Annotated in this window: 11 protein-coding genes; 3 read left to right on the top strand and 8 right to left on the bottom strand. The window is 59.8% G+C overall.

Going from position 1 to position 12,348, the window contains the following annotated elements; genetic code table 11:
- The first annotated feature begins 63 nt into the window (after positions 1–63).
- Complete coding sequence (gene rhaI, locus ACQUSW_RS07615) at positions 64–1,230, top strand: L-rhamnose isomerase (protein WP_428931687.1); 1,167 nt, start codon at positions 64–66, stop codon at positions 1,228–1,230.
- A gap of 481 nt (positions 1,231–1,711) precedes the next feature.
- Here rhaI and ACQUSW_RS07610 read toward each other — a convergent pair whose 3' ends face one another.
- The 8 genes from ACQUSW_RS07610 to ACQUSW_RS07575 form a co-directional block, all read right to left on the bottom strand.
- Positions 1,712–2,479 carry a class II aldolase/adducin family protein gene (locus ACQUSW_RS07610; protein ID WP_428931686.1) on the bottom strand — a complete coding sequence of 256 codons (768 nt, stop codon included), beginning with the start codon at positions 2,477–2,479 and terminating at the stop codon, positions 1,712–1,714.
- Entirely contained in the window at positions 2,476–3,897 is a 1,422-nt protein-coding gene (locus tag ACQUSW_RS07605) for a rhamnulokinase (RefSeq protein ID WP_428931685.1), read from the bottom strand. Before ACQUSW_RS07605 ends, ACQUSW_RS07610 begins: the two co-directional genes overlap by 4 nt.
- A 21-nt stretch (positions 3,898–3,918) precedes the next feature.
- On the bottom strand, positions 3,919–4,668 hold the full coding sequence (locus ACQUSW_RS07600; protein WP_428931684.1) for a glutamine amidotransferase: 750 nt from the start codon (positions 4,666–4,668) through the stop codon (positions 3,919–3,921).
- 28 nt (positions 4,669–4,696) lie between these two features.
- Positions 4,697–5,260, bottom strand: a complete 564-nt coding sequence (locus ACQUSW_RS07595; RefSeq protein WP_428931683.1) for an RpiB/LacA/LacB family sugar-phosphate isomerase — start codon at positions 5,258–5,260, stop codon at positions 4,697–4,699.
- Positions 5,260–6,291 carry an ABC transporter permease gene (locus ACQUSW_RS07590; protein WP_428931682.1) on the bottom strand — a complete coding sequence of 344 codons (1,032 nt, stop codon included), beginning with the start codon at positions 6,289–6,291 and terminating at the stop codon, positions 5,260–5,262. The genes ACQUSW_RS07595 and ACQUSW_RS07590 overlap by 1 nt, the downstream gene beginning before the upstream one ends.
- A 13-nt stretch (positions 6,292–6,304) precedes the next feature.
- Positions 6,305–7,315, bottom strand: a complete 1,011-nt coding sequence (locus ACQUSW_RS07585; RefSeq protein WP_428931681.1) for an ABC transporter permease — start codon at positions 7,313–7,315, stop codon at positions 6,305–6,307.
- Position 7,316: 1 nt separating this feature from the next.
- A complete protein-coding gene (locus tag ACQUSW_RS07580) occupies positions 7,317–8,831 on the bottom strand; it encodes a sugar ABC transporter ATP-binding protein (protein WP_428931680.1) in 1,515 nt (504 codons plus the stop codon).
- Positions 8,832–8,912: 81 nt separating this feature from the next.
- Positions 8,913–9,965 carry an autoinducer 2 ABC transporter substrate-binding protein gene (locus ACQUSW_RS07575; RefSeq protein WP_428931679.1) on the bottom strand — a complete coding sequence of 351 codons (1,053 nt, stop codon included), beginning with the start codon at positions 9,963–9,965 and terminating at the stop codon, positions 8,913–8,915.
- Between the two features lie 184 nt (positions 9,966–10,149).
- On the opposite strand from ACQUSW_RS07575, the gene ACQUSW_RS07570 reads away from it, so the two are divergent.
- Complete coding sequence (locus ACQUSW_RS07570; protein ID WP_428931678.1) at positions 10,150–11,208, top strand: LacI family DNA-binding transcriptional regulator; 1,059 nt, start codon at positions 10,150–10,152, stop codon at positions 11,206–11,208.
- A gap of 353 nt (positions 11,209–11,561) precedes the next feature.
- Positions 11,562–12,326, top strand: coding sequence for a DeoR/GlpR family DNA-binding transcription regulator (locus ACQUSW_RS07565; protein ID WP_428931677.1), 765 nt, complete (start codon positions 11,562–11,564; stop codon positions 12,324–12,326).
- Positions 12,327–12,348 lie beyond the last annotated feature (22 nt).

Raw genomic sequence — 12,348 nt, 5'->3', positions numbered from 1 at the left:
CGTCGCCCCAGCGCCCTTCCCGTTAAGGCCGCAGCGACCTTCTCTATAAGAAAGAAGTGCACCGTGAGCACACTCTCTTCCGCCCATCTTTCCGAGCTTGAGAAGCAAGCTATTGAGCTACCCAGCTGGGCTTTTGGTAACTCGGGCACCCGCTTTCGCGTCTTTGGCACCTCAGGCACCCCCCGCGACCCCTTCGAGAAGATTTCGGATGCCGCCCAGGTGCACAAGCACACGGGTCTTGCGCCCGCTGTCGCCCTCCACATCCCGTGGGACAAAGTCGACGACTACGAGGCCCTGCGCCGCCACGCCGCCGACAACGGTGTGAGCCTCGGAACCGTCAACTCCAACACGTTCCAAGACGAAGACTACAAATTCGGTGCCCTTACCCACCACGATGATCGCATCCGCCAGAAGGCCATCGACCACCACTTCGACTGCATCGACGTCATGCACGCCACCGGCTCACGCGACCTCAAAATTTGGCTCGCCGAAGGCTCCAACTACCCCGGCCAAAACGACATGCGTGCCCGCCAAGATCGCCTCAACGACTCGCTGCAAAAAATCTACGCCCGACTCGGCGAAGAACAGCGCATCGTACTCGAATACAAATTCTTCGAACCGTCGTTCTACCACACCGATGTTCCCGACTGGGGAACCTCCTATGTGCAGGTAGCGTCGCTTGGCGACCGTGCCCACGTGTGCCTCGACACGGGCCACCACGCACCCGGCACCAACATCGAGTTCATTGTGATGCAGCTGCTGCGCCTCGGCCGCCTCGGCGCATTCGACTTCAACTCCCGCTTCTACGCCGACGACGACCTCATCGTTGGCGCGGCCGACCCGTTCCAACTGTTCCGTATTCTCTACGAAGTGATTCGCGGTGGCGGCTTCAACAATCCCGAAGTCACGTTCATGCTCGACCAGTGCCACAACATCGAAGCCAAAATCCCCGGCCAGATTCGCTCGGTGCTCAACGTGCAAGAGATGACCGCACGGGCACTCCTCGTCGACTCTGCAGCGCTCGATGCCGCCCAGCAAGCCCACGACGTCCTCGCCGCCAACGCCGTCTTCATGGACGCCTTCTACACCGACGTGCGCCCGCAGCTGGCCGCATGGCGCGAAGAACGCGGCCTTAACGCCGACCCGATGGCTGCCTACGCGGCATCCGGCTACCAGCAAAAAATCGAAGCCGACCGCGTCGGTGGCGTGCAGGCAGGCTGGGGCGCGTAACCCCCTCGCGCGCTTCTCGCGCGCTCCTTTTCGCATCCCTTTCGCGCGTTTCTTCCGCACCCCTCTTCCGCGACCGGTCACAACATGCCGTCACGTCTTAACGTTGGGCGGCGTGTCGTGCCCGGTGGCGGTGTGCGGCGCTGTGCTCCCTTTCGCGACCGGGCGCGACATGCCGTGACCCCTCACCACCGAGCGGCGTGTCGTGACCGGTGGCGAAAAGGGGCTGGGTCGGCACTGCGGCGTTGATGAAGACAAGGCGTTCGCGCCTGTTTCGGGGTTGGCCCGGTGCTCCGTTTCGCCCCCCTCTTCCGCGACCGGGCACAACATGCCGTGACGCCTGAGCGCCGGGCGGCGTGTTGCGCCCGGTGGCGGCGTGCGGCGCTGTGTTCTCTTCCACGACCGGTCGCAACATGCCGTGACGCCTCATCGCCGAGCGGCGTGTCGTGCCCGGTCGCGAAAGAAGAGAGCGCGAACTCAGTGACTATGCGCCCTCGGTACCCGCCAAATGAGCCCGGCGATCGCGAAAGTCGGGCCGGTTAAAGTACTCTGCGGTTGTTTCGCTGCTCAGGGTCGCTACGCCACCCGCAATACGTGCCCCCAGCCGCACGCGAGCGCTTTTGACGGCCATGAGCGAGATCGCTTCGGCTCCTGCGACGGTGTCAGAGATGGCGATAATTCCATGGTTGCCGAGCAGAATGAGCGATGGAATGTCGTTGTGTTCGGCCACGTAGCCTTCCATAGCGCTGAGTACGAGTCGGCCCAGTTCGATTCCTGGTTCTGCGTAGGGCACGTACAGGCTTCGCCCAAGGATCATGAACTCTTCGGAATATACAGGTTCGGCAAACGCGGTGGCTGCTTCTGTGCTGGCTACGAGAGAAACAACATCGGTCGGATGCGTGTGTGCCACGAACCGGCGAACCCCGAACGCCCGCGTGGCAACGTGCACGAGCGACTCAATCGAGGCGCGTGTGCCCGTGGGGGTGCTGAGCGCAGCTGTGAGGTCGTCTTGGGTGGCATCCGGATTTCTTACAATCGCAAGCAGTTCACGAAAGCTGACGGCAACAAAATCGTCGATGGTTGCGGTTTCCATTGACGAGCCGGATGCTTTGATGATGATCGTGTCGTCGTCGATAAGCTCGCTCGTGTTGCCCTCGGCGAGAATGACGAGGTCGCGCTCGGGCAGTCCGAGTCGGCGGGTGAGTCCGAGCAGGTCGTCAGTGACGAGTTCGCGACGCAGTTGAGCGGTCATAACGGTGTGGACCTTTCGTTGTAAACGGAAACGTTGTGGGTGCGGCGCACGAGTTCTCGGAGTTCGCCGAGGTCGCCGTCGATAAATCCCATAGTGCGGGCTTGCACAAGCATGCTTCCTAGTGCCGTGGCTTCGGCGGGGCCTGCAGCAACTTCGACTCCCGAGATTGAAGCGAGTAGCCGGCACAGCAGCTGGTTCTGTGAACCGCCACCAACGATAATGATGCGGCGCAGGGTGGTGCCCGATAGCTGTGCGGCGTCATGGGCGACGCGAGAAAAGGTGTGCGCGAGCGACTCGATAATGCAGCGTGCCATGGCTGGCAGTGATTGTGGTGCGGGCATGCTGCGCGCTTCACACCACTGTGTGATGCGGGTGGCCATGTCTCCGGGCGGTGAGAAGAGCGGGTCATCGACGTCGATGATGGGCAGGGGGGAGGTGATCGCTGTTGCTTGTGTGAGCAGCTCGGTGAGGTCGACACTGCCATGGTCGCGTTCATGGTGGCGTACCAGTTCGCTGAGCATCCAGAGGCCCATCGTGTTGCGCATGAATAGGGTTCGGTCGTCGACACCGCATTCGTTGGTGAATCCGGCTGCGCGGGCGTCTTCTGTGAGTACGGGCGAGTGGCGTTCCATGCCGACGAGGCCCCAAGTTCCGCACGAAATATAGGCATCACCGTCGTCGGCGAGCGGCACGGCAACCACAGCTGAGGCAGTGTCGTGGGCGCCGGTGGCAATAACGTTGATTGCCTGGTTGGCCCCGATTCTGTGTGCGACCTGCTGTGTTATTTCGCCGACGATGGTTCCTGCAGACACCAAAGGCGGCAGTTGGTCACGTCGTACTCCCGCGGCCTGCAGCAGGGCATCATTCCAGTCGTGGCTGGTGGCGTCGAGCAGGCTGGTGGTTGATGCCATCGTTTTTTCAGCGATGCGAACGCCGCTCAGCCAGTAGGTGAAGAGGTCGGGTAGCAGCAGAATATTGTCGGCCAAGCTCACAAGGTCAGAGTCGCTGGCGAGCTGGTAAATCGTGTTGATCGGCAGATCTTGGATGCCGGTGATGGAATAGATTTCGGATGCCGCTACCCGGCCTTGTACTCGAGCGACATGGGAGGCTGTACGGGCATCGCGGTAGTGCACGGGCAGGGAGAGCAGTCGCCCGTGGCGGAAGAGCCCGTAATCGACCCCCCAGGTGTCGACGGCGAGTGAGGCGATGTCGGGAAACGTGCGCAGTGCCGTAGCGACCCCGTCGAGAATGCCGTCCCACAGTTGGGGTGCATTCCAGTGCAGAAGGTTGCCGATCTGCACGGGTCGATTGGTGAATCGTGCGCAGACGCGACTGTCAATGCTGGTGCTGGTAATGCGGCCAGCCACGACGCGTCCGCTCGATGCCCCAAGGTCTAGCGCTGCCACGCTGCCCGACATGCCTACTCCTTGTTGTGTTTGTTATGCCGTCTCGGTTGCCAGCCAGCTGACGAGGTTGTGCCACATGGGGGCAAAGCCTTCCCATTCGAGGAACTCGTGAGGAAGCCAGTGCGGGCCCATATCGGTCATAAACGCCGCGGCCTTGCCCTTACCTGCTGTGTCGATGACGATGAGTGGATGGTCGCCCACCTCTGCGACGGTGGTCGCGGTTTCGTGAGCAGTCACACGGTGGTAGCCAAGAATCGCCGGCCACTCTTCGGGCAGGTTTGCCGTCACCTCGTGGACATGTGTGCGGCGCGGCCGTGCCCCCTGAGGCGTTTCTTCTCGGTCGTCGCCGATCTCCATAATGACCGGCAAAACGTCGGCCAGCGCGGTGTTGCGGTAGTTGGCTTTTGCCTCGATTCCTTGAAAGCTGAGGTACCCACCCACCATGAGCAGTGCTCCACCGTCTCGCACCCAGTCGGCAAGAACATCCAGACGGTTGGGCATTGTTTTACCGTGGCTGAAGACACGGTCGGGCAGCAGCAGAGTGTTGGCTCCGATATCGCTCAGAACGACGACATCGTAGGCGTCGAGTTCTTCGCGAGTGGACGGAAATTGCTCGGCGGCAACGTGGTTGGGCTGGAATGTGACCGTGTGCCCGGAGCCTTCCAATGCCCGAATGAAATCGGCGGCACCTTCGCCATACGACGAGGTCGTGAAGGTGTCGAAGCCTTTGACATGGATGGTGGTGGTCGACCATGACTCACCCGCGAGTAGTACGCGAGCCATTTGTACTCCTTGATTAGTAAGCAGTTGGTTAAAACGCCAGGCCGGCGGGTTCTGGACCGAGTTCAACGCTGCGCGGACTCACGACTTGGAAACCATTGTTGCGATAGGCCTCGTAGTCAAAGTTTTCGCACTCGTCGTACCCGATCTGGTGATACTCCTTAAATCCCTCCCAGTCTTCGTATCCGTCACCGAACGAGTTTTCGAGAAAGGCCGTGGCCATCGCTTTCGCCAGGCGCGGGCCCGTATAAAACGCTCCCATCGCGAGCAGGTTGCAGTTGTTTGCCGTTGTGGCGCGCAGTGCGGCCTGCAGTGTTTCTGCTACGGCGGCGTGGACGTGAGGCACTTTGCTGGCAGCCACGTGAATACCCATACCCGAGCCACAAAACGCGAGAGCTTTTTCGTATTCACCCTCGGCGATCTGAGCACCCAGCGTGAATCCCGCGCGGTGATACATCGGAGCATCCGGTTTGGAGGGGGTGACATCGTGCACGTTCCAACCGCGTTCAATCAGGTACTTTTTGACGGCTTCTTTGAGGGGGAATCCTGCAAAGTCGGCCCCCACCACGACGTGTTTGTCTTTGGCTAAGCGCATTACTGTTTTCCTTTCCATCGGAGTAGTCGGGTGAGGTTTCCGCGGCGATCCCACTGATTCACCACGATCACGAGCAGCAGCACACCACCCCAGATGAGCGGCCGGTAGAAGTTGCTGATCTGCGGGAACGTATTGAGCAGCGACGAGAGCACCTGCAAAACAACCACCGCGAGGATGACACCCGAGAGCCGACCCGAGCCGCCATTCGGGTTGATGCCTCCGAGCACCACAATGAGGATGGCCAGCAGCGTGTAGGTAGAGCCATAGTCAGCCTTGGCCGAGTTGTAGTTGGCCAGCATGACCAGCCCAGCGGTGGCAGCAAATAGACCTGAGATGGTGTACGTGCGAATAATGAGGCTCGTGGTTTTGAGTCCGCTGAATTGCGCGGCAGTCTCGTTAGAGCCGAGCATGTACAGTTTTGTACCGAACGCGGTTTTGTACATCAGGATGCCGATGACTATGGCGCCGAGTACGAAAAACACCAGCGGCATAGGTATGACGCCGAAGACGCGGCTGGCCATGACTTCGGCATACTGTGGTGGCAGGCCACTGGTGGGTTTACCACCACTCATGATGATGGCAATACCGGTGAACAGCTCAAAGGTTCCCAGCGTCACCAATATCGCGGGTATGCGAACTTTGGCGACAAGAAAACCGTTAAATGCTCCGGCGAGTGCACCTACGACCAGCGAGCATGCGATAGCAGCGATGAGCGCCAAATATCCCGCGTTGGGATCAGAGCCTGCCGGAGCTATCGCCAGCATGAGTGAGGCACTGCCGATGGCTGTCATATTGGCGATGCCGACCACCGAGAGATCGATGCCGCCGATCACCATGGTCACCATCACTCCGAGCGCGAGTAGTCCGAACTCAGGGAACTGAATTGACATCGACTGCCACGTGGCCAGGCCAAAGAAGTTCTTGGGTTTGATGACCGCGAAGAACACCAGAAGCAGCAGCAGGATCGCAGCAAGGCGACGCACGTGCTGGTCACGCAGAATTTTCCGAGAAACGGGAGTTGTTGTGAACACTTCTTTACCTTTCTCAGACCAGCGCACCGGCTCGACGGCGGGCTCGACTCAACTGCACGGCAGAGATTCCGGTACCGATGATGATGAGTGCGCCCAGGGCAAAGCTCTGCCAGAACGTGGGTACACCGACGAGAATCATGCTGTTTTGCACGATGACAATCAGCAGTGTGCCGAGCATTGCCCCCGTCAAGGTCCCGGTGCCACCAGTGATGGCTGTGCCGCCCAGCACGACCGCTGCAATCACCATAAGTTCGAGCCCGAGCAGGTTGGTCGGGTGCATTTGCTCCATCATGCTCGTGCGCACAAGGCCAGCGATAGCGGCGATAATGCCGACGCTCACGTACAGCCAGAACTTGATCTTTCGCACGTTGAATCCGGCGCGCTCCGCTGCGCTCTCATCACCACCGATGGCATAGATGCCGCGCCCAAAGGCGGTGTAGCGAAGAACAAAGAACGCGACCGCCACGACGGCGACGAGCAGCAGAAACGCTACGGGCATATTCGAGGTCAGCCCCGATTTGGGGTTGGTGGCAACAAAGAGCGTGCTGCGGCCGAAATCGCTCATGCCCTGCGGGATGTTGGGAATCTGAACCGACCCGAGAACACCCTGCATGAAACCAGAAAAGACGTTGGCGGTACCCAGCGTGATGATCAGCACCGGGACAGCGAACCGCGCAATGAAGATGCCGTTAAAAGCGCCGAGTATGGCGCCGAATGCAATGGCAATAAGGAACGGCAGCCATACGCCGCCGGCCCATCCGGCGTCGACCAGGATGCGGGTTGTCGCGTAGACCGCGAGTGACGCGAGCGCCGGGAACGAGACATCAATTCCGCCCGATACAAGGGCCATAAATGCTCCCACGGCAAAGATGCCGGGAACAACCATGGCGTTAGCAATATCGACGAGGTTGTTGGGAGTAAAAAACTGCCCGCTGCGGAACTGAATGATAAGACTGAGTGCGATGATGACCAGGAAGAGGTAGAACTCGTTCGCCCGCACCAGCCGGTGAAGATAGGCACGCATATCAGCTGTCCTTCTCTGTGTCTGTGATGTCTTCTGACATCAGTGCGGCAAGATCTGCTTCGGCTGTTTCTGAAGGGTCAATGTGGGCAACGATTTGTCCGGCGTTCATGACCAGAATGCGGTTGCAGTTCTGCAGCACCTCGGGAATGTCATCGGAAATTACGATGACTGCGAGTCCTTCGCTAGCAAGTTCACGCAGAACCCGGTGAATATCGTGCTTCGAGCCAATATCGACACCCACGGTTGGCCCATTAAGAATGAGCACGCGAGGCTGTGTTGCTAGCCACTTCGCGAGAACAATGCGCTGCTGGTTTCCACCCGAAAGTGTGTTGGCCGCGTTTTCGGGATCGGGTGTGGCGATGCGCAGTTCTTTCACCCAGCGCGCTGCCTCTTTGTCGGCGGCCTTCTGGTCAAACAGCCCCATACGTGAGACGAAGCGGTCGATTTCAGAAATGATGATGTTGGAGCCGATCGACCGCTCGAGAAATAAACCCTCGGTCAGTCGGTCTTCGGGAACATAGCCAATGCGGTGGGCGATCGCGCTGCGAATGCCGTCGAAAGTTACGGGTTTGCCGTCGATGCGAATGGTTCCGGCCGATGTAGGCAGCGCCCCGAAGAGGGCGAGGGCAAGCTCGGTTCTTCCCGAGCCTAAGAGCCCGGTAATGCCAAGAATCTCACCCGGATACAGCGACAGACTGATGTCGTCAAATGCGTCAGTGCGGCTGAGACCTTCGACCTGCAGCACGGGCTCGGTTGCCGTCACCGTTGGAGCAAGCGTGGTGTCTTCAAACTCGCGCCCCGTCATGTGAAACGAGAAAGTGCGGTGGTCGAGCTCTTCGGGCAGGCACGTGATGACGTGCTTACCGTTACGAATAATGGTGAAGCGCTCGCTGATTTCAAAGACCTCTTCGAGCTTGTGACTAACGAACAGCGTTGCAATACCGCGCGATTTGAGGTCGAGAATAATGCGAAAAAGCCGAGCAACCTCGCGGCGGGTCAGTGCCGTTGTTGGTTCGTCCATGATGATGAGCCTGGCGTCGCTCATGAGCGCCCGAGCGATAGCAACCAGCTGTTTTTGTGCAACCGACAGCGTCTCGACTTTGGTGTCGAGGTCGATGTCGACACCGATTTTCTTGAGTGCCTCAGCCGCAGTTGTGCGCATGCGCCTCCAGCTAATCAGCGAACGGCTCTCGGACAACTCCGAAGTGAGGGCGAGGTTTTCCATCACCGAGAGGTTCGGAAAGACAGAAAAGTCTTGGTAGATAACCTGCACGCCGTGTGCAATAGCTTCGCGTGGCGTGAGATGAGAAAACTCTGTGCCGCCCAGCGTTACAGTGCCCGAGTCGGGAGGGTGCACACCCGAGATCACTTTGATCAGCGTTGATTTACCGCTCCCGTTTTCTCCGGCAAGACAGTGGATCTCGCCGGGAGCGATTTCTAGCGAGATGTCGTGCAGTGCTTGAACGCCCGCGAAAGCTTTGCTGACACCCCGTACCGCGATGACATTTTCGGTCATCGACGTTCCTTTCGTCGTGGTGAAGAAGACAGGCCGGATGCCGAGGCCAAGCGTGGGGTCTCGGCATCCGGCGTTTTCAGGTTAGAAACCGAAGTCGTTCACGTTGTCTTTGTTGATCACTACCCAGCCGGAGCCTTCAAGGATCTTGTCGCTACCTTCGGCGAACTGCATGTCTTCGTAACCGGCGACACCGAGGTCGATGCCGTTCTCGACGGTTTCGCCGTCAAGAATCTTGGTGGCCAGTGACGCCAGCGCGTATCCGGCGTCGGCTGGGTCCCACAGGGTCAGGCTCTTCACAAGGCCCTTTTCGAGAATCGATTTATTGGCGGCGGGCATGCCCGTGCCGCTGGCAAACACTTTGCCAGCCAAACCAAGCTCTTCAATCGCACGAGCAACACCGGGCGCGTCAAACGATGAAGTGCCAACGATGCCCGTGATTTCGGGATACTTCTTCAACAGCTCTTTTGCGGCCTGGTAGGCGACTTCACCATCGTCTTGTGACTCAACGCGCGGTTCGGCCTCGAGTAGCGTCATGTTCGGGTACGCCTCTTTTGCTCGCTCGACGGCACCGTCGGCCCATTCGTTGTGCGAGGCATTGGTGACGTGACCGACCATGGTCGTGTAAACGCCCTCTTCCCCCATGGCCTCAGCGAGGTTGTCCATGATGAATGCGCCATAGTCGCTGTTGTTGAAGGCTTCGATGTCGTACATCGTGTTCTCTTGGCTGGCACCCTCGTGGGTGACCACGACGATGCCGGCGTCGAGAGCCTGCTTGAGAACGGTCTCAAGAGCGCCCGGGTCGACCGGAACAACACCGATGGCGTCGACGCCCTGAGCGATGAGGTCTTGAATAACCTGCGCCTGCATGGTGGCGTCGGTCTCGGCGGGGCCCTTCTGATAAACGTTCAGGCCGGTGTCGGCAGCGTACTGTTTAACGCCCTCTTCCATACGGACGAACCAGGGGTTCGTGGCGTCTTTAGGAACGATGGCGATTGTGTAGTCGCCACTCGCTTCGCCAGTGTTGCTGCTGCCCTCGTTGGTGTTTGCTTGGCCACCCGGCGTGCAGGCTGTGAGGCCGAGGCTCAGCACAGCGGCAAGCCCGACGGCCACGGTTGTCCAGCGTCGTTGCTTCATGGTGTCTCCTTGGTGCGACTGTGAATAGACGCGGCATCAAGAAGCCAGGGACCGCCGCGTCATTGCGTGATATAACGGTTTTGAAGCGCTTCAAAGTCTGAAGCGCTTCAAAACTACCGCGAACGAGCAACATCCGCAACCATGGAGAGCGCACCTGCATCCCTGGGTGCAGAAAGCAGGCGTTATGACACAGGCGCACCCGCGCGGCGTCGCGGCCCGGGCGACGTCGGGGCCCGTCCGCCTCAAAGATGTTGCCGATCTGGCTGGAGTCGCAACCGGCACCGTTTCGAACACCATCAACCATCCCGAGCGAGTGCACCCTCGCACGCGAGTGCTGGTCGAAGACGCCATTCGCCAACTCGGTTTCGTGCCCAACCAGCAGGCGCGAGTGCTGACCGGTGCTTCATCCAGCGTCATTGGTCTCGTTGTGCTCGACGTCGAGAGCCCGTTCTACATGGAAGCCGCGCACGCAATCGAACGCGTCGTCCGCGAGTCGGGGCATGTCGTTATGCTCTGCAACTCAGAAAGCGACCTTGAACGAGAACAGGCACTGCTGACAATGCTTGCCGCGCAACGCGTACGCGGGGTGTTGCTGGCACCCGCCACACCCGACGACCACGCCGAACGATACGCGAACCTGCCTAATAATTTGCCCGTCGTACTCCTGGATTTCGAAGGCGGTGAGGGCCACTGTTCGGTCGCCGTCGACAACGTGGCTGGTGGGCGCATGGCCATCGAGCACTTGCTCAGCCTGGGGCACAAAAAACTTGCCTTCTTGTCGGGTCCGTCAGAACTGCGCCAGTTCACACAGCGTGTGCGCGGGGCACGCGAGGCACTGCGCGACGCAGGTTTAGACCCCCACGAACACCTCATCGAGATCAGCGTTTCCGGGTTAGGCATTCGCGACGGCCAGCAGGCCGTCGACCTTCTTTTGCAGGGTGAGGTACCCGACGCCATTTTTTGCGGTAATGACATGCTCGCGTTCGGCGCATACCGCGGACTCGTCGATGCCGGGCTTCGCGTGCCCGAAGACGTAGCCCTGGTCGGCTACGACGACATCGACTTCGCCAAAGACTGGGTCGTGCCCCTCACCACCATTCGGCAGCCGACCGATGCGCTCAGCGAAACCGCAGCAACACTGCTCATGGAACACTCGGCACCCGGTATCGAACACGAGCACAGACAGGTGATCTTGCCGCCCGAATTGGTGGTACGGCGTTCGACCGACTACCGGCGCACATAGGTCCCTTTTCGCGCGCGTTGAGGTTTGCGTGCGTGTGCTCCTTTTCGCACGCTCCTTTTCGCGCGCTCCTTTCGCTTCCCCTCTTCCGGGCTCCTCTTCCCCGTCCTCTTCCGCGACCGGGCACAACATGCCGTGACGCCTTAGCGCCGAGCGGCGTGTCGTGCCCGGTCGCGAGAAAACCCGCGAGAAAACCCGCGAGAAATCCCGCGAGAAAACCCGCGAGAAAACCCGCGAGAAAACCCGCGAGAAAACCCCAGAAGCACCAGCAAGAGAGTCCACGTGAGAACCGCGCCCCTAGGAAGAACCCTGCACGGTATCCTGTGCAAAGTCACACGAATGAACAACGGGGGCGCATGATGGCGACGGCCGGGTCACTGCGGGGCGAAGAGCGCAGGGCGCAAATTCTTGCCGTATTGCGGCGGGATGGTAGTGCTCAGATTGATGAGCTTGCCGGGCAGCTGCAGGTGTCGGAGATGACTATTCGGCGTGATCTTGACGACCTCGATAATGAGGGTCTCGTGCGCCGGGTGCGTGGTGGGGCGGTGGCCGCGGAGGGGCCGCGTCCGTTTGGTGAGCGTCGGGCTGTGCGCAGTCGTGCCAAGCAGGCGATCGCAGCGAAGGCGATGGCTTTGTTGCCGTCGCGGGGTGCTATTGCTATTGACGCGTCGAGCACTGTTGCGGCTATTGCTCAGAGTTTGCCTGCGCGTGAGCCGCTTACGGTTGCCACGAATTCGTGGGAAAACTTTAGTGTAGCCCGGGCGGTGCCGGGTATTTCTGCCGTTGTGGTGGGTGGTGAGATGGAAGAGGCGACGGGCAGTCTTGTGGGCAAGATTGCGTGCGATGGCGCTGAGTCGATGAACTATCAGCGGTTCTTTTTTTCGGCCAGTGCGGTGGATGCCGCGCACGGTACTTCTGAGGTGTCTTTTGCCGAGAGCCAGGTAAAGAAGGCTTTTGCGCGGCGGTCGCAACAGTTGGTGTTGTGTGTTGATTCGTCGAAGCTGGGTGAGGTGGCGCTGTCGGCAACTTTTGCGCTTGCCGATATTGATGTGGTGATTACCGAGTTGTCTCCGGATGACGCCCGTCTGGCGCCGTTTCGAGAGTTGACCGAGATCATTTAGGCGTCCCCCGCCAGTCCGGCCC

Source organism: Microbacterium luticellae (genome assembly GCF_050408645.1).
Taxonomy (GTDB): Bacteria; Actinomycetota; Actinomycetes; order Actinomycetales; family Microbacteriaceae; genus Microbacterium.
The sequence above is the reverse complement of the archived record's forward strand: the minus strand, read 5'-3'. Positions and strand labels throughout refer to the sequence as shown.

Bases quoted from the DNA above. Each gene is read 5' to 3' on its own strand.
- ACQUSW_RS07610 (WP_428931686.1), bottom strand. From the start codon at position 2,479: ATGACCGCTCAACTGCGTCGCGAACTCGTCACTGACGACCTGCTCGGA.
- ACQUSW_RS07605 (WP_428931685.1), bottom strand. From the start codon at position 3,897: ATGTCGGGCAGCGTGGCAGCGCTAGACCTTGGGGCATCGAGCGGACGC.
- ACQUSW_RS07600 (WP_428931684.1), bottom strand. From the start codon at position 4,668: ATGGCTCGCGTACTACTCGCGGGTGAGTCATGGTCGACCACCACCATC.
- ACQUSW_RS07595 (WP_428931683.1), bottom strand. From the start codon at position 5,260: ATGCGCTTAGCCAAAGACAAACACGTCGTGGTGGGGGCCGACTTTGCA.
- ACQUSW_RS07585 (WP_428931681.1), bottom strand. From the start codon at position 7,315: ATGCGTGCCTATCTTCACCGGCTGGTGCGGGCGAACGAGTTCTACCTC.
- ACQUSW_RS07580 (WP_428931680.1), bottom strand. From the start codon at position 8,831: ATGACCGAAAATGTCATCGCGGTACGGGGTGTCAGCAAAGCTTTCGCG.
- ACQUSW_RS07575 (WP_428931679.1), bottom strand. From the start codon at position 9,965: ATGAAGCAACGACGCTGGACAACCGTGGCCGTCGGGCTTGCCGCTGTG.
- ACQUSW_RS07570 (WP_428931678.1), top strand. From the start codon at position 10,150: ATGACACAGGCGCACCCGCGCGGCGTCGCGGCCCGGGCGACGTCGGGG.
- ACQUSW_RS07565 (WP_428931677.1), top strand. From the start codon at position 11,562: ATGATGGCGACGGCCGGGTCACTGCGGGGCGAAGAGCGCAGGGCGCAA.